Origin of the sequence: Clostridium swellfunianum, from assembly GCF_023656515.1 — a bacterium.
Classification (GTDB): domain Bacteria; phylum Bacillota; class Clostridia; order Clostridiales; family Clostridiaceae; genus Clostridium_AT; species Clostridium_AT swellfunianum.
Window position 1 is genome coordinate 2,999,550 of sequence record NZ_JAMOFV010000006.1, and the last position, 19,161, is coordinate 3,018,710.

A 19,161-nucleotide genomic window follows, 5' to 3' on the forward strand; every position below is an offset into this window, starting at 1 on the left:
ATGGTCTTTAGCGGGAGAGCATAGATTGACCACCGGTTCGAGTGAAGGGAGATAAGAGCATAATGATTATAGATAGATTGTATGAAAGTGTAGAGAAAAAAGGAACGGTTTGTGTAGGACTTGATACAGATATTTCATATATACCTAAGAGTTTCTTAGAGAAATACAATTATTTGGATCACGCTATATTTAGATTTAATCAAAAGATTATAGATGCAACCTTTGATGTATCAGCGTGCTATAAAGTACAAATAGCTTACTACGAAGCTCTTGGAATAATGGGACTTAAGGTTTATCAAAGAACTCTTGAATATATAAGAAGTCTAGGTGGAATTGTTATAGCGGATATAAAGAGAGGGGATATAGCAAAGACAGCAGAGATGTATGCAAAGGCCCATTTTTCTGGAGATTTTGAAAGCGACTTTGTAACTCTTAATCCTTACATGGGTATGGACAGCATAGAACCATATTTGAAGTATGTTAATTCTGGTGATAAGGGACTGTTTGTACTTGCTAGAACCTCTAATGAGGGAGCAAGAGATATACAATTTATTAGAGATGAACAGGGACAAAGTGTATATGAAACTGTAGGGGAAAAGCTAAGCAAAATGACAGAGGATTATATAGGAAACTGTGGCTATGGAAATATAGGAGCAGTAGTTGGCTGCACTCACGTTGAAGAGGCTGTAAAACTTAGAGGAAAACTTAATAACCTATTTTTCTTAATACCGGGCTATGGCGCACAAGGAGGCACTGCTGAAGATGTTGCTTTATATCTAAAGAATGGAAATGGCGGCGTAGTAAACTCCTCAAGAGGAATACTTTTAGCTTATAAAAATCATGAAGGAAGAGAAGCTGAGTTTGAGCTCTGTGCTAGAGAAGAGGTTCTACAAATAAGAGAGTCTATAGATAAGGCGGCAAGGGCTAAGACTGAAGGGGGCAAGAATGATGGAGCTAAAGTATGCAGCGAGCAAAGTGCTTAGTAATGTTGAGGTAGCAGAGGGAATATATGAGCTTCATGTAGGTTCAAGCGTCAATATAAAACCAGGACAGTTTTTTATGTTAAGCGCCTGGGAAGGGCAGATGCTGCTTCCTAGGCCTATAAGCGTACATCATGTTAATGAAGGAGAGATTGTATTTTTATATCAGACAAAAGGAAAAGGAACTAAACTTCTTAGTCAGCTGAGAGAAGGTGAAAGCCTGAATATTTTAGGACCTTTAGGGAATGGGTTTGATGTGGAGAAGATTAAAGGCAGAGTAGCTGTAGTTGCTGGCGGAATAGGAATTGCTCCCATGAGCTACTTAATTAAATCCTTGAGTAATTGCGATATAGATTTGTACTGCGGTTTTAGAGATGAGGTTTACGGAGTTGATAAAATAAAAAAGGCTGTAAGTAAAATTTATATATCCACAGACAAAGGAACTACAGGACATAAAGGTTTTATAACAGAAATATTTGATCCTAAGGAATATGATATGGTGCTTTGCTGCGGACCAGAAGTTATGATGAAAAAGGTTGCGATAAGATGCAGAGAAGCAGGTGTACCTGTGTATGTATCAATGGAAAAGTACATGGCCTGCGGACTTGGAGCCTGCCTTGTATGTACCTGTAAAACTATATACGGAAATAAAAGAACCTGTGCTGACGGACCGGTTTTTCAAGGAGAGGAGCTGCAATTGGATGCTTAAGGTAAATATTTGCGGAGTTGATTTTAAAAATCCTGTAGTTGCTGCCTCTGGAACCTATGGCTTCGGAGAAGAATTCAACAGGCTTTATGATGTAGGAAGGCTGGGAGGTATTTGTTCAAAGGGATTAACCTTGAATAAAAGAGAAGGAAACTCTGGAATGAGAGTTTTTGAAACTAGCTCTGGAATGCTCAATAGTGTTGGCCTTCAGAATCCTGGAGTAAATAATTTTATTGAAGTTGAGCTTCCTAAAATGAAAAAATTTGAAACAAATATTATTGCTAATGTAGGCGGAGCAACTATAGAAGAATATTTAGAGGCTATAGATAAAATTAATACTACTGAAGTCGATATGATAGAGCTAAATATATCTTGTCCAAATGTTAAATGCGGGGGAATGGCTTTTGGTATAAAAGCAGCAACTGCTTATGATGTGGTGAAGGAAGTAAAATCTGTTTGTAAAAAACCTCTTATAGTTAAGCTTTCACCAAATGCTGAGGATATAGTGGACATGGCTTATAGCTGCAGAGAGGCAGGAGCAGACGCACTTTCACTAATAAATACACTTAAAGGTATGGCTATTGACATAGAAAAGAGAAGGCCAGTGTTTGAAAATATATTTGCAGGGCTTTCGGGACCAGCTGTAAAACCTGTAGCACTTAGAATGGTTTATGAGGTATGCAAAGCTGTTGATATTCCTGTTTTAGGAATTGGAGGAATAGTGTCTTGGCAGGACGCTGTAGAATTTATTATGGCAGGTGCTCATGCTGTGCAGGTTGGGACAATAAATTTTATAAAACCAGATGCAGCATTAGATATAATTGATGGAATTGAAAAATTTATGATAAAAGAGGGAATTAAAGATTTATCAGAAATTAGAGGAATGGTTTAATTAAAGAGGAGTGTTAATTATGGAAAATAAAGTTTTAACTATATTAAGTGAAGTTGGAGCGCTGCTTGAAGGACATTTTCTTTTGTCATCAGGAAAGCATAGCAATAGATATTGTCAGTGTGCTAAGCTCATGATGCATGCTGATAAGGCTGAAGAGGTATTAAGGGTTGTTAGCGAGAAGGTAAAGAACATAGATTTTGATTTAGTTGTGGGACCTGCTATGGGTGGAGTGATAGTTGCCTATGAGCTTGGAAGACAGCTTAGCAAACCAGCAATATTTACTGAAAGAGAAAATGGGCAGATGACGCTTAGAAGAGGCTTTGAGGTTTTACCAGGACAAAAGGTGCTTATTACAGAGGATGTAGTTACTACTGCAAAGTCATCTATGGAGGTTGCAGAATTAATTAAGACATTGGGTGGAGAGGTTGTAGGAATAGCTTCTATAGTAGATAGAACTAATGGGGATATACAATATCCTTTATACAGTTCAGTGAAACTGCAAATAGAAACTTATGATAAAGACAACTGCCCTTTATGTAAGGAAGGACTGCCAGCCGTAAAGCCTGGAAGCAGAAACTTAAAATAAATAACTGAAACGGAAATTAGGAATATAAAAATTTAACAATATAACAATATAAAAATTTAACAATATAACAATATAACAATTTAAGAATAGCTGCGAGAAACGGTTGAAAAAGAGCTTATAGACCGTTTCTCTTTATGTAGAAGCTGCGAGGTGTGAAGGATGAAGGCAAAGCTTATATTAGAAAATGGAATGATTTTTGAGGGAAAAGCTTTTGGATATTTGGAAGAAACTATTGGGGAAGTAGTTTTTAATACGGGAATGGCAGGATATCAGCAGGTACTTACAGATCCATCATACTATGGGCAGATAGTAACGATGACATATCCCCTAGTTGGGAATTATGGAATAAACCTTGAGGATGGGGAATCAGACACCCCCAAGGTTAAAGGGTTTATAGTAAAAGAAGCCTGTGATTATCCAAATAACTTTAGATGCGAGCTTAAACTTAATGACTATTTGAAGAACCATAAAATAATGGCTTTAGAGGGGATTGATACAAGAGCTCTTACAAAAGTACTAAGAAACAGCGGTACTATGAAAGGTATAATAACCACTGAGGAATTAAGTGAAGCATACGTAAACAGGAAGCTTAAAGAATTTAGCAATGCAAAGGCTGTTAGAGAGGTTACTACTAAAAGCATTTATAAGATAAATGGATATGGACAGCATATAGCAGTTTTAGATTTCGGTATAAAAGGCAACATATTAAAATCTTTTAAGAAGAGAGGCTGCAGTTTAACCGTATTTCCAGCATATACTTCCTATGAAGAAATATTAAAGGTTAATCCGGATAAGATATTCTTATCCAATGGCCCGGGAGATCCGGAGGACTTAACAGAGATAATAGAAAATATTAAGAGGCTAATAGGAAAAAAGCCAATAGCCGGCATATGCTTAGGACATCAGCTTCTAGCTTTAGCATTAGGAGGTAAAACAGCAAAATTAAAGTTTGGTCACAGGGGTTGTAATCACCCGGTTAAGGATTTAGAAGCAGATAGAGTTTATATAACCTCACAGAATCATGGCTATTATGTTAAGGAGCTTCCAGAGCAGGTTGCTGCAACACATATAAGCATGAATGATAACACTATAGAGGGAATGAGACATAAAGTACTTCCAATCTTCAGCGTGCAGTACCACCCCGAAGCATGTCCAGGTCCTAAGGATGCGGATTATATATTTGATAAATTTCTAGAGCTTTAGCTAAAAGGAGGAATATATATGCCAAGAAATAATGACATCAAAAAGGTTTTAGTAATAGGTTCTGGACCGATAATTATAGGACAAGCGGCTGAGTTCGATTACTCAGGAACACAAGCTTGCGAGGCGCTTAAGGAAGAGGGAGTAGAGGTTGTACTAGTTAACAGCAATCCAGCAACTATAATGACAGATAAGGAAACTGCCCATAAAATTTATATAGAGCCTTTAACGGTTGAATTTGTAGAAAAAATAATTGAAAAAGAGAAACCAGATAGTATAATTGCTGGCATGGGAGGTCAAACAGGACTTAATTTAGCAGTAGAGCTTTATGAAAAAGGGATACTTGAAAAGTATAAGGTAAGAGTAATTGGAACTTCCATTGAAGCAATTAAAAAAGGTGAAGACAGAGAACTATTTAGAGCAGAGATGGAAAAAATAAACCAGCCCTGCATCGAAAGCGAAATAATTACAGATATTGAAAGCGGCAAAGAATTCAGCAGAAAAATAGGCTATCCTGTTATTGTTAGACCTGCTTATACACTCGGTGGAACAGGCGGAGGAATAGCTGAAAATGAGGAGGAACTTGAAGTTATCTTGGCTCAAGGTTTGCAGCTTAGCGCCATTGGCCAGGTGCTTATTGAAAAAAGCGTTAAAGGCTGGAAGGAAATTGAGTATGAGGTTATGCGAGACAGCAAGGGAAACTGCATTACCGTATGCAATATGGAAAATATAGATCCAGTTGGAATACACACTGGCGACAGCATAGTTGTTGCACCAAGCCAAACCCTTTCAGATGCAGAGTATCAAATGCTTAGAAGCGCTGCTATAGATATAATAAATCATATAGGGATAGAAGGAGGCTGCAATGTGCAGTTTGCTTTAAATCCTTACAGCTTTGATTACGGAGTTATAGAGATAAATCCAAGGGTAAGCCGCTCTTCGGCACTTGCTTCAAAGGCAACGGGATATCCAATAGCAAAGGTTGCTGCAAAGATTGCTTTAGGCTATGGGCTTGATGAAATAAAGAATGCTGTAACTCAAAAGACTTTTGCCTGCTTTGAGCCTACACTTGATTATGTGGTTGTTAAAATTCCTAAATGGCCATTTGACAAATTTCAGGGAGCAGACAGACAGCTTGGAACAAAAATGATGGCTACAGGAGAGGTTATGGCTATAGGGAGCAGCTTTGAAGCGGCTTTTTTAAAGGGAATTCGCTCCTTAGAGCTTGGAACTTATTCATTAGAACATAAGGCAATGAAAAAACTTACCCTTGAGGAGCTAAAAAGCAGAGTAGTATCTCCGGATGATGAAAGAATTTTTGCACTTGCTGAAATGATAAGAAGAAATTACAGAGAAGAAATGATATCGCAGATAACAGGGGTAGATAGCTTCTTTGTAAGAAAAATAAAAAATATTGTTCAAAAGGAAGAATTTCTAAAGAACATAAGCTTGAAGGATGTATCAAGAGAGCTTCTTTATGAGCTAAAGGCTAAGGGATTTTCTGACAAAGGTATTGGAGACCTTTTAAGGGTAAGTCCAGATGAAATATATAAGCTGAGGACAAAGTGGGATATAACGCCGGTTTATAAGATGGTGGATACATGTGCGGGAGAGTTTGAAGCCTTATCACCTTATTATTATTCAACCTACGATATGTATGACGAGGTAGAGGTTAGTGACAGAAAAAAGGTAATTGTTATAGGTTCAGGCCCAATAAGAATAGGACAGGGGATTGAATTTGACTACGCTTCAGTTCATGCGGTTAAGTCATTAAGAAAAATGGGGATTGAAACCATAATAATAAATAATAACCCAGAAACAGTTAGTACAGATTTTAATGTTTCAGATAAGCTTTATTTTGAACCTCTTACTGAAGAAGAGGTGCTGAATATTATAGACAAGGAAAAGCCTTTTGGAGTTATCCTTCAATTTGGCGGCCAGACAGCTATAAAGCTGGCAAAGTTCTTAAGAGAAAAGGATATATATATTTTAGGCACAACCTCTGAACAAATTGATGCAGCTGAAAATAGAGAAAAATTTGATGAACTTCTTGAGAAATTAAATATTGAAAGACCAAAGGGGAAAGCGATTTGGAGTATAGAGGCAGGATTAGAGGAAGCAGAAATATTGGGATATCCTGTGCTTGTAAGGCCTTCCTATGTTCTTGGGGGACAAGGCATGGAAATAACTTATGGAGATGAAGAGCTTAAATATTATCTTAAGAATGCTTTTATAAAGGATAAGAAAAATCCGGTGCTAATAGACAAGTACCTTATGGGAAGAGAACTAGAGGTAGATGCTATATGTGACGGAGAGAAGGTTTTAATTCCAGGAATCATGGAACATTTGGAAAGAGCAGGAGTTCACTCAGGGGACAGTATAACCTTGTATCCGACTCAGAATGTTTCCCGGGCTATAAAAGAAAAGGTACTGGAATACACAAAAAAACTGGCAATCGGAATTGGGATTAAAGGTATGATTAATATTCAATTTATAGAATATCAGGAAAAGCTTTATGTGATAGAAGTTAACCCAAGAGCCAGCAGAACTGTTCCGTATATAAGCAAGGTGAGCGGAGTGCCTATAGTAGAGCTTGCTACAAAGGTTATGCTTGGAGAAAAGCTTGAGAATTTAGGCTATGGAACTGATATTTACAAGGAGCCTGATATTGTGGCTGTGAAGGTACCTGTTTTTTCAACTCAAAAGCTTCCTAAGGTGGAAGTTTCACTTGGACCGGAAATGAAATCCACTGGTGAAGTGCTAGGTATAGGAAAAAATATATATGAAGCTCTGTACAAAGGCTTTATAGCAGCAGGAATGCAGCTTAAGAATGATAAGGGCTTAGTACTTGCAACTGTAAATAATCACGACAAGGAAGAATTTTTAGAAATAGCTAAGGAACTTAGCGAGATGGGATATAGTTTTATATCAACCAGCGGAACTGCTGAGGTTTTGAAAGCAGCAGGCTTAAATGCGCATGAAGTCTTAAAAATAAATGATGGGAAACCTAATATACTTGATGCTATTAAAAATAGAGAAGTGGATATTGTTATAAATACCCCTACGAAAGGCAATGATTCTCATAGAGATGGCTTTGTCATAAGAAGAACTGCCATAGAGAAAAACATTCAAGTTATAACATCCTTAGATACAATGAAGGCACTTGTGTATGTCAGCAAAGAGATGAGCTCAGCAGAAGGCTTATGTAAAGCTGATGTGTTTGATATTGGAGAAGGTAAAACTTACAATTAATAATAAGGTAAAAAAACCTCCTAACTTAGCAGGCTAAGTTAGGAGGTTTTTTTACCCTATTTTAGCAGCTTTCTAACTAGGGTTACTTTGTTTTTGTAGGGTGGGTAGATTATATTCATATCAAAGGCAGTACTCTTTTTTAATATACTCTTTCTGTGAGAGAAGGTTTTAAAGCTTTCTTCCCCATGATAACCGCCTATGCCGGAGTTTCCTACACCACCAAAGGGCATATATGGACTTGCAACATGGGAAATTGTATCGTTCACACAGCCGCCGCCGAAAGATACGCTGTTTAGAACCTTATGTTCAACAGCACTGTCCTCTGTAAATAAATATAAAGCTAATGGTTTAGGTCTTTCGTTTATTATGTTTATCGCTTCTTGTAAATCATTGTATTCTAGGATTGGCAGTATTGGCCCGAATATTTCATCCTTCATGGACGCGTCTTCCCAAGTTGCATTGTTTATGAGTGTTGGCTCAATGTATAAGTCCTTTCTATTGCAGCTGCCACCATATACAATTTTAGGTTTATCTTTATCAATAATAGAAGCCAGTCTGTCAAATTGTCTTGAATTTACTATTCGTCCGTAATCTTTACTATCAGAGGCAACAGCACCATAAAAATCAACAATTGTCATTTTAAGCTTAGACAAAAATAAATCCTTGATATCTTTATGAACTAAAAGATAATCTGGTGCAATGCAGGTTTGTCCTGTGTTTATTAGCTTGCCCCACATGATTCTTTTGGCTGCGATATCCAAGTTAGCAGTCTTATCTACTATAGTAGGACTTTTTCCTCCAAGCTCAAGAGTAACAGGTACAAGGTTTTTAGCCGCAGCCTCCATAACAATTCTTCCAACTGGCACACTTCCTGTGAAAAATATATAATCAAAGGGTGAATTTATTAATGCCGAGGTTGTTTCTTTTTCACCTTCAACAACTCTTATATAATTTTTGTCGAAGGTTTCTTCAATAAGCCTCCTTATTAGAGCAGAAATTGTTGGAGTGCTTTCTGAGGGCTTAAGCACGGCACAGTTTCCAGAAGCCATAGCGCCTATAAGAGGCTCAATAACAAGCTGGAAGGGATAATTAAAAGGCCCTATTATTAAAACAGTTCCATAAGGCTCATACATAACATAAGTTTTTGAAGGACATTGATGGATAGGAGTTTTAACCCTGACAGGTTTTGACCACTTCTTGAGGTTTTTAATCATATAGCTTATACTGTCCAAGACAAAGCCAATTTCAGTGCTGTAGGCTTCAAATTCGCTTTTTCTAAGATCTTTATATAAGGCGTCCAAAATTTCTTTTTCGAATTTTTGAATTGATATTTTAAGCTTTTTAAGCTGTCTTATTCTAAAATTAATATCTTTTGTTATTCCTGTGTGAAAGTAAGACTTATGTTCCTTGAGCATTTCAATAAGTTTTTCTTTATCAATTATAGGTTCCATATTATATTCTCCTTAAGAAATTTATATCAGTAAAATCACAATATCATAATAATATTATAAACTCAATTTGAAAATGTATAAGCAGTAAGAAAACAATAAAGGAATATAGCCATCTTATTTAGGTTATTAAATATATGAAAGCAATAGATAGGAAATTATATGTATTATTTGAAGTAGGGGAGGAAAACAAAGTTTTCCTCCCCTATAATTTAATTATTCAATTTGAAATTACTTACCTGTTCCATCATTTCACTTGTCATTTTACTTAGTGCTTGAGCAGAAGCAGCTACTTCACTAGAAGAACTGCTCATTGTTTCAGAAGAAGCCGCTATTTCCTCAGAGGCTGAAGAAACCTCCTGTGCAATAGAAGAAGAAGCTTCGATTTTATCAATTATAGAATTTTTTGCTGAATTGATGCTCATAGCTGAGGTGGTTACTTCATCTATTTGGGGAATTATTGAATTAACAGAAACTAATATCTTTTTAAAAGAAGCTATTGCGGTATTAATAATATTAACTTGATTATCTAATTCTAAATTCATTGCGTCTGTTGTCTTTATCATTGCAGAAGAATTATTTGATACTCCAGAAATTAAAGAATTTATGTTTCCTGCTGAAACTTTGCTTTGCTCAGCTAGCTTTCTTATTTCATCTGCAACTACAGAGAAACCTCTTCCAGCCTCTCCAGCCCGTGCTGCTTCTATAGCAGCGTTTAAAGCTAAAAGATTTGTTTGCTCTGATATACCATTTATAAAGTTTGTTATCTCATTTATTTTAGCTATGTCAGAACTTAATTTAACTATGGTTGTAGAAAATTCCTTAAAGGAAGTACTAACTTTGCTAATTGAGGAAATTAAGGTTTCCATATCTACATTGCTCTCTATAGCTATTGAATTTACTCCTTCAGTATAAGTTCCTATATTTTTGATTGCTCCAATCATTGCCTCAAGCTTTTCAGAAAAATCATTAAGCGTCATAGTAATACTAACTAACTCCTGAGCTTGGGAGCTTGCACCACTAGCAACTTGAGTAATAGAAGCAGATACATTTTCAGCAGAAGAGGACATTTCTTCAGATATAGAAGAAAGGCCTTCAGACTGAAAATCAATGGCTTGAGATTTGGTTTTTATAGCTTTGAGCATAGTTGAAATATTATTAACAGTTTTATAAAGAGACTTTTGCATAAGTCCAAATTCATCTTTTCTATCTGTATCTAATTCTAAAGTGAAATCTCCATCTGCAACTATTTCCATGGTTTGGATCATTTCCTTTGAGGAGTTCTTTATGACTCTTATGATAAAAAAGCTTGTACCAAATGACAAAAGAACGCAAGCAGCAAATATGTATATCATAACTTTAAAGGTATTAGTGTAGAGAGAGTTACTTGAGATATTAACTGTTTCTGCCTGTTTCTCATTATAATCTCTAATCATTGCAAGCTTTTCTTCTGCTAATGAACCGATAGAATTCAAAGTTGAACGGTCAGTTTCATCAGCTGGTTGACCTTTTACAAGTTTCTCCTTGATTTGATTCCAATGATTAAGATACTGCTTGTAGTAATCTGTGAATTGAGCAAAGGTTTTAGTTTCATAGTTGTCTAAGGTGTCGCTTTGGTAGCCTTTTATACTAGAGTCTGTCCTAGAAATGTATTTTGTAATATTGCTGTCAAGGCTTGAAGAGTAAACTGATAACGCAGTTAAAGTTTCAAGCCTCATATTAAGGAAATCACCTCTTATTTGCCCTATTTTTGCTATAGGTTGTAAATTGTTTTTATACATATTTGTTAAGTTACTATTTATAGTTCCAAGGTTTATAAAAGCAAATGCCCCAATTATGCTCATAAACACAATCGAAAGGATACTCATAAAAAGTATGGTGGTAGAGATTTTTAGATTTTTAAGTAATTTTAACATAATTTTAGCCCCCTTTAATGTGTATGTACACTTATATTGTAGCATAAAATTTGATGAAATTTACATAATTAATTATGAATATACAGAATTTTGATGGACAGAGAAGTTAGATTTTTGATTTACAGAAAAATCTCGCCAAAATAATCGCATATAAGTTGCAATTTTTTATAAATACAGGTATTGTGTATAGTTTTGAAAGTGAGAACATGGTGCGAAGCGATATAGTTGGTAAAAACTAAGAACTTATAATAGGCAATTGAGTAAATACGAAATTTTATAATATAAATACAAAAGGATGCCTCTTAATCGAGGCATCCGCAAATTATCCAAGCATTAATTGATCCTTAACAGAAATATTTAAGCTTTCAAAGAAACCTACTAAAAGCTCCTTACATATATCTGCTGTAATATCGTTCCTATCAAGCACAGGATTTAACTCAACAAAGTCAAGTGAAGACATCATTCCAGAAGCTGCAAAAGCTTGAAGAAGTCGTCTAGCCTGGTCTGCAGTCAGTCCATCTCCAACAGGAGTTCCAGTACCGGGAACATAAATTGAGTCTACAGAATCTATATCAAAGCTAACGTGAATAGCGTCTACTCTTTCCTTTAGATACTCCATACTCTCTTCAATAACTCTTTCAAGTCCAAGGTCCTTTACCATATCCATAGTAAAGACTTTGATGTTAGAATTTCTAATTAGTTCTAATTCGCCGTCATCTAAATCTCTAGCTGCGATAAGAACTACATTTTCATCCTTAACCTTTACTCTATGTTCAAAAAGATTAACTAGCTTGTCAGGACCAAAACCCATAGATGCTGCCAATGGCATTCCATGTACATTGCCTGTAAAAGTAGTTTCCTCTGTATTTATATCGCCGTGAGCATCTATCCAAATAACGCCAAGGTTTTTAACATGTTTGCTTACTCCTGCGATACTTCCCATACCAAGGCTGTGGTCTCCCCCTAGAGTAACAGGAAAGTGTCCTCTTGCTATGGAACTATATACTTTAAATGCAAGCCTGGTATTAGCATCAATGATAGCATCGTAATACTTCATCTTTTCATGATACTTGTACTTATCTTGTTCTGATACATCTGCAACCTCGATGTCTCCAAGATCCTTTACGTCATAACCAAGCTCCTTTAGGGCTGATAAAATGTCCATCTCTCTAAATTTGTCTGGACCAAAATTTGCTCCGAATCTATCTGATCCGTAAAATATAGGCATACCTACTAAATGCACTGCCATGTATATTCCCCCTCTGAATTTTAATTCAGTACATGAAGCATGTTATGCTTCATGCCTTTTGTATTTTACTCCAGCACAGGTTGATGATTAATCTCTCTGCCTTTTGTAGTTAAATAATGCTGAAATTTGTTTATGTTTATAAAATACAAAATGTTTTTAGCCCTCGGTTGCATGGGGGTTTAGAACATATAAACGAGATTTATTGTACAGCATATGCAGGGGGTTGTCTATAAGAAATTTTAGCGAAAAATACTGAAAGAAACAGAGGTGTTTATAAATATGCAATACGCAAAAGATAACTACATTTTGTGATTTAAGTAATAATGGAGATGAAAATATAAACAAGTTAACAGACTTAAGGGTTTCCATAGTAAAACTAATAAATTTACAGTATTTTTGCATAAACATAAATTTTTTATAACTGGTTTTTAAAAGCTTTTAATAAAAAAACTATACTGATAAAAATAAAAATGCCAAACAAATGTTTATCTGTTAGGACATTAAAATTACATATATACTAACATTGGCTGCTTCATTTAGTCTGGTTATTAACTTCTATAACAGAGGCTATTTCAACTAAACTAATAGGCAAATACATATGCTCAATTGGCAAGTTCGGATTGTTCATCATTCTAATAAATCTTCTTGGTGATAGCTTCCCCATAAATTCATTTCAAACCCTTATGGTCGTCAGGATAGGATCGATAACGCTGCCTTGAAGTTTTTGTAAAGAAAATTATAGATTGTAAACGACCGGCATAAATGTGTAAAATAGAAGGGAATAATTTAATGATGAGGTGATATTATGAATTTGTTTGATATGCCTTTGGAGGAACTAAAAGCATACAAGCCTGCTCTTACAAAAGAGAATGACTTTAATGAGTTTTGGGAGGCGACACTAAAGGAATCGAAAGCTCAGCCTATAAATGCAGAGGTCGTTCCGAGAAATTATCCAATTAGCCAAGTAAATGTATATGATGTATACTTCGATGGCTTTAAGAACTCAAAAATTTATGCAAGATATGTTCTCCCGAAGAATGCAGACAAAGAAAATAAAGTTCCAGCGGTGGTATTTTTTCACGGCTACAATTGGAACAGCTATGTGATAAGCGACGTTTTAAAGTATTCTATTATGGGTTATGGAGTGCTCATTGTTGATGTTAGAGGACAAAACGTGAAAAGCCCTGATCACAACCACTATGATAATGGAGGTGCAGCTGGCTGGATGACTAATGGAATATTAAATCCCTATAATTACTATTATAGATACGTTTATATGGATTGCGTAAGAGCTGTTGATTTTATTGCAAACAGAGAAGAAATTGATGAGGAAAAAATTGCTGTTCACGGCAGCAGCCAGGGGGGTGCTTTATCAATAGCTGCAGGAGCACTTTCTGATAAGGTGAAAATAGTGCTAACAGATGTGCCATACCTATGTCACTTTAAAAGATCTGTACAGCTTTATCTAGATAGTCCTTACAAAGAAATATATCATTATTTTAAAATTCATGACAGCCTCCATAAAACAGAAGAACAGGTATATAGGACTTTGAGTTATTTTGACTGCATGAATTTAGGAACAAAAATAAAAGCTGATGTACTTGCAAGTGTTGGTCTAGAGGATGTAACTTGCCCGCCATCAACTGTTTTTGCCGCTTACAATCACATGAATACAAATAAAGAGATAAGAGTATATCCTGAGTTTGGGCACGGTGGATTTAACCAGCAAGAGGAAGAGAAAATTGCTTTTTTAAAGACAAGGTTTAAGTAAGTTATATTTTAAGACAGTGTTGATATATAGAATGAAAGAGGCTTTTGGAAAGTTGTTTGCTTTGCGAGAAAGCTAAAATCATTAAGTCTTAGTCTAATGACTCCTGCAATACATCTTTCCCTCTATATCAATACTGTCTTAAAATATTTTAAATCTTAAATTAATTCATTAATTTGGTTATTACTTAATCGGAAGCCACTTTAAAACTTTCTGAATCTGAGTATCCCAATAATTCCAATTATGTATGCCTGGCCCTTCCTCATAGGTATAATCAAAATTAGTTTTTTCTATGTAACCTTTAAAGTTTATGTTATCTTCATAGAGAAAATCCTCTGTGCCGCAACACTGATAAAGCTTTGGCTTAGGAACATCTGAAGCTAGTACTTTTTTAGAAAGATAAAACAGATCATTCTCGCTGTTTTCTACGGCATTTAAGTTTCCGAAGATACTTTCAAGTTCTGCTGTATCTTGAAGCTGAGCGCGCTTTACTCTGCTTGCTATATCTACTACTCCAGAAAGACTTGCTGCAGCAGCATATTTGTCAGGACAGCTTAAAGCAAGTTTAAAGGCACCATAACCACCCATTGAAAGCCCTGCTGCAAAGGTATCTTCTCTTTTGTCAGAAAGGGGAAAGAATTGTTTAGTTATCTCAGGTAGTTCCTCACTTATAAAAGTAAAGTATTTATAGCCATGCTTCATGTCTGTGTAAAAGCTTCTTCCTGCGTTAGGCATTACAACTGCAAGTCCTATGTCAGAAACATATCTTTCAATTGAAGTTCTCCTTTGCCAAATGGTGTGATCATCAGAAAGACCGTGAAGCAGATAAAGAGTTGGATATTTTTCTTTTTTCTCTGAGCCCCTCATACCTATTTGAGAGCGCGTTTCCTGCGGAAGTATAACACAAATTGAAGTTGATATTCCTAGGACTTCTGAGAAAAAGTCGCAATGTATTAATGCCAATTTAATCCCTCCATATTTTTGTAATTAATATAATTCTTATACAATATATAAAACTTTGCAAGAGCTTTTTAAGTAAAGCTTTTGTTAAATAGTTAAAAAATTAACATAATAATTGTACAACTCGCATATTTTTTCTAAGAATGATGAATATGAGGTCAAAAGCTGTATAATAGGACTATGCAGAATATGGAATCTAGATAAAAATTTAATTGTTATATTACTGGGGGGATTATTAATGAATTTCAACCTGACAAAGGAACAAGAAATGGTTAAGAAGCTTGCTAGAGAATTCGCTGAAAATGAAGTGAAGCCTTTGGCGGCAGAGATTGATGAAAGTGGAAGGTTTCCAAGGGAAACAGTAGAGAAGATGGCAAAGTGTGACATGATGGGAATACCATTCCCAAAGGGATATGGTGGAGCAAATGGGGACTACCTGTCATATGTTTTAACAATTGAGGAGCTGTCAAGAGTGTGTGCATCTACTGGAATAATACTTTCAGCACATACTTCACTAGGAATGAGTCCAATTTATCAGTTTGGCACTGAAGAACAAAAGAAAAAATATCTTCCAAAGCTCGCCTCGGGAGAGTGGCTGGGAGCATTTGCGCTTACTGAACCTAATGCTGGTACGGATGCTTCATCTCAACAGACAATAGCGATACTGAAAGAAGATTGTTACATTTTAAACGGAAGCAAGGTTTTTATAACTAATGGTGGGCAGTCTGATATTTATATAGTTTTTGCTATGACTGATAAATCAAAGGGAACAAGAGGTATTTCAGCCTTTATTATAGAAAAGCATTTTCCTGGCTTTAAAATTGGGAAGAAAGAAAATAAATTAGGAATTCGTGCCTCAAGCACTACAGAATTAATATTTGAAAACTGCAGAGTCCCAAAAGAAAATCTTTTAGGGCAGGAAGGAAAGGGCTTTGGTATTGCAATGCAGACTCTAGATGGGGGAAGAATAGGTGTTGCCGCTCAGGCACTTGGAATTGCTCAGGGGGCACTTGATGAGAGTATCAAATATATGAAGGAAAGAAAACAATTTGGGAATGCACTTTCAAGTTTCCAGGGGCTCCAGTGGATGGCTGCAGATATGGAAGTAAAGGTTCAGGCTGCTAGGTGGATGGTTTATAATGCTGCCTTTAGAAAGCAAAATAAACTCCCGTTTTCAAAGGAGGCTGCCATGGCAAAACTTTATGCTTCCGAGGCTGCTATGGAAGTGACTACGATGGCTATTCAGCTTCACGGAGGTTATGGCTATACAAAAGATTATCCAGTAGAGAGAATGATGAGAGACGCAAAAATTACAGAGATTTATGAAGGAACTTCACAGGTTCAAAAGATGGTTATTGCCGCAAACTTGTTTAAATAATGATGGGTGGGTGATTTATATGAAGATTATAGTATGTATTAAGCAAGTGCCAGATACTAACGAGGTTAAGATAGATCAAAAAACAGGGACTCTTATTAGAGAGGGAGTTCCAAGCATAATAAATCCGGATGATAAAAATGCTTTAGAGCAAGCCTTGAGTATAAAGGATAAATATGATGATGTAAATGTAATCGTTGTGACTATGGGGCCACCTCAGGCTGAAGTTGCACTTATAGAGGCTTTAGCTATGGGAGCAGACAGAGCAATACTTCTGTCTGACAAAACATTTGCGGGTGCTGATACTCTTGCTACCTCAAGAACCCTTGCAGCTGCAATTAAGAAACTCGGAAACTTTGATATAATATTATGTGGAAGACAAGCTATAGATGGCGATACAGCACAGGTTGGGCCACAGCTGGCTGAACATCTTGGACTTGCTCAGGCTACCTATGTGCAAAGAGTTGAAATAGAGAAAGATAACTTATTAGTTACAAGAGCTCTAGAGGATGGTTATGAAATCTTAGCACTTAAGACTCCATGCCTTCTGACCGCAGTAAAAGAGTTAAATAAACCAAGATACATGAGGGTGAAAAAGATATTTGAGGCTTATAACGAAAAGACAGTTGAATATTGGTCTGTTAAAGATATAGATATAGATGTTGTTAATATTGGATTAAAGGGTTCTCCTACAAATGTGTGGAAGAGCTTTACTCCTTCACAAAAGGGCAAGGGGATTATATATGAAAATGCTGACAGAGAAACTATTGAAGAGTTAGTAAGCAAGCTAAGAGAAAAATATGTTCTTTAGTGGGGGAAGAGAAAAATGAGTGTGAAAGTTTTAAAAGATAAATGTATAGGTTGTAAATTGTGTATAAAGGCATGTCCTTTTGATGCTATTGAAGTGATAGATAAGAAGGCTGCTATAAAAGATAATTGCACAGTTTGCGGTGTTTGTGAGCCTTCCTGCAAATTTAAGGCTATAATTGTTGATAGAGAAAAGACAAACAGTGAAGTTGATCTTTCAGCCTATAAAGGGGTATGGGTATTTGCTGAACAAAGAGATGGAGAAATAATGAGCACAGTTCTAGAGCTTTTAGGAGAGGGAAGGAAGCTTGCAGACACATTAGGTGTTGAACTTACAGCTGTGCTTATAGGTTATAATGTTACTTTGTTAGCTCAGGAACTAATTAATTATGGCGCGAATAATGTTATTAATGTGGAACATACTGAACTGAAGGACTATACTACAGAACCCTATACAAAGGTTATTGCAGAACTTATAGAAGAAAGAAAACCTGAAGTAGTACTAATAGGAGCTACAAATATAGGCAGGGATTTAGGACCAAGGCTATCAGCAAGAATTAAAACAGGTCTTACAGCGGATTGCACAAAGCTTGAAATAGATGTGGAAAGAAGACTGCTTCTGCAAACAAGACCAGCCTTTGGAGGAAACCTCATGGCTACGATAATAACTGAAAAGCATAGACCTCAAATGGCTACAGTTAGGCCTGGTGTTATGAAAAAAGGAGAATATGCTCCTAAAAGAAAAGGATCTATCGAAGTAATTAATGCAGATATAAATGCAGAAGAAATAAGGGTAAAAGTCTTGGAAAAGGTTAAAACAGTAAAGCAGGCAGTAGAACTAGTAGAAGCAGAGGTTATAGTTTCAGGAGGAAGAGGAGTAGGAAATAAGGAGGGATTTAAGCTGCTGGAAGAGCTTGCAAAGGCTGTTGGTGGAGTAGTTGGTTCTTCGCGTGCTGCTGTAGATGAGGGATGGATAACTACTGATCATCAAGTTGGTCAGACTGGAAAAACAGTAAGACCGAGGATTTATATTGCTTGCGGTATTTCAGGAGCTATTCAGCATCTTGCAGGCATGCAGGGAAGCGACTGTATTATAGCTATAAATAAGAATCCAGATGCTCCAATTTTTAAGATAGCAGATTACGGAATAGTTGGAGATCTTTATAAGGTAATTCCAGAAATGATTGAGGAAATTAGAAAGGGGAAATAATAAAATTATTGTAGCTTTTTTCGACTCAGTAATAAAAAATACATATTTAGAAAAAATGAGCGTAGCAAGTAAGTTTACTCAGGAGGAAAACTATGGATAAGTATATAGTAAAGAAAGTACTTAATCATAACGTATTATTTGCAGAGCAATGACGCAAAGAATTCGTGTTAGTGGGTAAAGCTGCTGTAATAAAAGTTGAGTAGGTTAAAAAAGGAAGAGTCATGCTGGATTCTTCCTCTTTTAATGTTTTTATTACTTTGTTATGCTACACTGTATTTTATAACGATTCTAGGCAACAATTTACATGGAGGTAGAACTATGAGTAGTTTAAAGACAAATGCCATGAGAATTCTTGATAAGGTAGGCGTTTCCTATAATACATATTCCTATGATTCCAATGATGATTTGATAGATGGAGTTTCAGTGGCAGGAAAGATAGGAAAGCCAGTAGAGAAAGTTTATAAAACCCTTGTGGCCAAAGGTGCAAGCAGAGAATATTATGTCTTTATTATTCCTGTAGCTAAAGAACTGGATTTAAAGACAGCAGCAAAAGCTGTAGGTGAAAAATCAGTAGAGATGATTAAGGTTAGTGATATAAACAAGGTTACAGGCTATATTCGCGGAGGCTGTTCACCTATAGGAATGAAAAAGAATTATAAAACCGTATTAGATAAGGCTTGTGAGAGTTTAGATGCTATAATTGTAAGTGCCGGAAAGATAGGGCATCAAATTGAAGTTACTCCAATGGATTTGGTTAAAGTTGTTAATTGTGAAATAGATAATATAACTATGTAATTAAATAAAGAGAGGGG

The 19,161-nt window shown here is 36.0% G+C and carries 15 protein-coding genes; 11 read left to right on the plus strand and 4 right to left on the minus strand.

The genetic code is table 11. From position 1 onward, the window contains the following. Positions 1-62 precede the first annotated feature (62 nt). The 6 genes from pyrF to carB all read left to right on the plus strand — a co-directional run bounded on the left by pyrF (position 63) and on the right by carB (position 7,616). Positions 63-983: an orotidine-5'-phosphate decarboxylase gene (pyrF, locus tag NBE98_RS14370; protein ID WP_250815681.1), complete on the plus strand. Its 921-nt coding sequence runs from the start codon at positions 63-65 to the stop codon at positions 981-983. After that, entirely contained in the window at positions 949-1,689 is a 741-nt protein-coding gene (locus NBE98_RS14375) for a dihydroorotate dehydrogenase electron transfer subunit (RefSeq protein ID WP_250817586.1), read from the plus strand. Before pyrF ends, NBE98_RS14375 begins: the two co-directional genes overlap by 35 nt. After that, positions 1,682-2,578 (plus strand): dihydroorotate dehydrogenase, encoded by an 897-nt coding sequence (locus tag NBE98_RS14380; RefSeq protein ID WP_250815682.1) that lies wholly within the window; start codon positions 1,682-1,684, stop codon positions 2,576-2,578. Before NBE98_RS14375 ends, NBE98_RS14380 begins: the two co-directional genes overlap by 8 nt. A 19-nt stretch (positions 2,579-2,597) precedes the next feature. Continuing rightward, positions 2,598-3,164: an orotate phosphoribosyltransferase gene (gene pyrE / locus NBE98_RS14385; protein ID WP_250815683.1), complete on the plus strand. Its 567-nt coding sequence runs from the start codon at positions 2,598-2,600 to the stop codon at positions 3,162-3,164. Between the two features lie 159 nt (positions 3,165-3,323). Then, positions 3,324-4,367, plus strand: coding sequence for a carbamoyl phosphate synthase small subunit (locus NBE98_RS14390; protein WP_250815684.1), 1,044 nt, complete (start codon positions 3,324-3,326; stop codon positions 4,365-4,367). Positions 4,368-4,385: 18 nt separating this feature from the next. Continuing rightward, complete coding sequence (gene carB, locus NBE98_RS14395) at positions 4,386-7,616, plus strand: carbamoyl-phosphate synthase large subunit (RefSeq protein WP_250815687.1); 3,231 nt, start codon at positions 4,386-4,388, stop codon at positions 7,614-7,616. A 56-nt stretch (positions 7,617-7,672) separates the two neighbouring features. Here carB and NBE98_RS14400 read toward each other — a convergent pair whose 3' ends face one another. From NBE98_RS14400 to rocF, 3 genes are all read right to left on the minus strand, one after another. Next, positions 7,673-9,067 (minus strand): aldehyde dehydrogenase, encoded by a 1,395-nt coding sequence (locus NBE98_RS14400; protein ID WP_250815688.1) that lies wholly within the window; start codon positions 9,065-9,067, stop codon positions 7,673-7,675. Between the two features lie 209 nt (positions 9,068-9,276). Further along, positions 9,277-10,980, minus strand: coding sequence for a methyl-accepting chemotaxis protein (locus NBE98_RS14405; RefSeq protein ID WP_250815689.1), 1,704 nt, complete (start codon positions 10,978-10,980; stop codon positions 9,277-9,279). A gap of 322 nt (positions 10,981-11,302) precedes the next feature. Further along, entirely contained in the window at positions 11,303-12,229 is a 927-nt protein-coding gene (rocF, locus tag NBE98_RS14410) for an arginase (protein WP_250815690.1), read from the minus strand. Positions 12,230-13,034: 805 nt separating this feature from the next. Between rocF and NBE98_RS14415 the strand changes: the two genes are divergently transcribed. Next, positions 13,035-14,000 (plus strand): acetylxylan esterase, encoded by a 966-nt coding sequence (locus NBE98_RS14415; protein WP_250815692.1) that lies wholly within the window; start codon positions 13,035-13,037, stop codon positions 13,998-14,000. Between the two features lie 180 nt (positions 14,001-14,180). On the opposite strand, the gene NBE98_RS14420 is transcribed toward NBE98_RS14415, so the two are convergent. Further along, positions 14,181-14,960: an alpha/beta hydrolase gene (locus tag NBE98_RS14420; RefSeq protein WP_250815693.1), complete on the minus strand. Its 780-nt coding sequence runs from the start codon at positions 14,958-14,960 to the stop codon at positions 14,181-14,183. A gap of 235 nt (positions 14,961-15,195) precedes the next feature. Between NBE98_RS14420 and NBE98_RS14425 the strand changes: the two genes are divergently transcribed. The 4 genes from NBE98_RS14425 (at position 15,196) to ybaK (ending at position 19,144) form a co-directional block, all read left to right on the plus strand. Beyond that, positions 15,196-16,335 carry an acyl-CoA dehydrogenase gene (locus tag NBE98_RS14425; protein ID WP_250815694.1) on the plus strand — a complete coding sequence of 380 codons (1,140 nt, stop codon included), beginning with the start codon at positions 15,196-15,198 and terminating at the stop codon, positions 16,333-16,335. Between the two features lie 19 nt (positions 16,336-16,354). After that, on the plus strand, positions 16,355-17,143 hold the full coding sequence (locus NBE98_RS14430; RefSeq protein ID WP_250815695.1) for an electron transfer flavoprotein subunit beta/FixA family protein: 789 nt from the start codon (positions 16,355-16,357) through the stop codon (positions 17,141-17,143). A 15-nt stretch (positions 17,144-17,158) separates the two neighbouring features. Beyond that, the gene (locus tag NBE98_RS14435) at positions 17,159-18,349 is read left to right on the plus strand and encodes an electron transfer flavoprotein subunit alpha (RefSeq protein ID WP_250815696.1); all 1,191 of its coding nucleotides are present in this window, start codon (positions 17,159-17,161) and stop codon (positions 18,347-18,349) included. A gap of 318 nt (positions 18,350-18,667) precedes the next feature. Next, positions 18,668-19,144 (plus strand): Cys-tRNA(Pro) deacylase, encoded by a 477-nt coding sequence (gene ybaK / locus NBE98_RS14440; protein ID WP_250815697.1) that lies wholly within the window; start codon positions 18,668-18,670, stop codon positions 19,142-19,144. The last annotated feature ends 17 nt before the right edge of the window (positions 19,145-19,161 follow it).

Coding starts and splice junctions, on each gene's coding strand:
- NBE98_RS14390 (WP_250815684.1), top strand. CDS start 3,324: ATGAAGGCAAAGCTTATATTAGAAAATGGAATGATTTTTGAGGGAAAA.
- pyrE (WP_250815683.1), top strand. CDS start 2,598: ATGGAAAATAAAGTTTTAACTATATTAAGTGAAGTTGGAGCGCTGCTT.
- NBE98_RS14400 (WP_250815688.1), bottom strand. CDS start 9,067: ATGGAACCTATAATTGATAAAGAAAAACTTATTGAAATGCTCAAGGAA.
- NBE98_RS14430 (WP_250815695.1), top strand. CDS start 16,355: ATGAAGATTATAGTATGTATTAAGCAAGTGCCAGATACTAACGAGGTT.
- pyrF (WP_250815681.1), top strand. CDS start 63: ATGATTATAGATAGATTGTATGAAAGTGTAGAGAAAAAAGGAACGGTT.
- NBE98_RS14425 (WP_250815694.1), top strand. CDS start 15,196: ATGAATTTCAACCTGACAAAGGAACAAGAAATGGTTAAGAAGCTTGCT.
- NBE98_RS14380 (WP_250815682.1), top strand. CDS start 1,682: ATGCTTAAGGTAAATATTTGCGGAGTTGATTTTAAAAATCCTGTAGTT.
- NBE98_RS14415 (WP_250815692.1), top strand. CDS start 13,035: ATGAATTTGTTTGATATGCCTTTGGAGGAACTAAAAGCATACAAGCCT.
- carB (WP_250815687.1), top strand. CDS start 4,386: ATGCCAAGAAATAATGACATCAAAAAGGTTTTAGTAATAGGTTCTGGA.
- rocF (WP_250815690.1), bottom strand. CDS start 12,229: ATGGCAGTGCATTTAGTAGGTATGCCTATATTTTACGGATCAGATAGA.
- NBE98_RS14435 (WP_250815696.1), top strand. CDS start 17,159: ATGAGTGTGAAAGTTTTAAAAGATAAATGTATAGGTTGTAAATTGTGT.
- ybaK (WP_250815697.1), top strand. CDS start 18,668: ATGAGTAGTTTAAAGACAAATGCCATGAGAATTCTTGATAAGGTAGGC.
- NBE98_RS14375 (WP_250817586.1), top strand. CDS start 949: ATGGAGCTAAAGTATGCAGCGAGCAAAGTGCTTAGTAATGTTGAGGTA.
- NBE98_RS14405 (WP_250815689.1), bottom strand. CDS start 10,980: ATGTTAAAATTACTTAAAAATCTAAAAATCTCTACCACCATACTTTTT.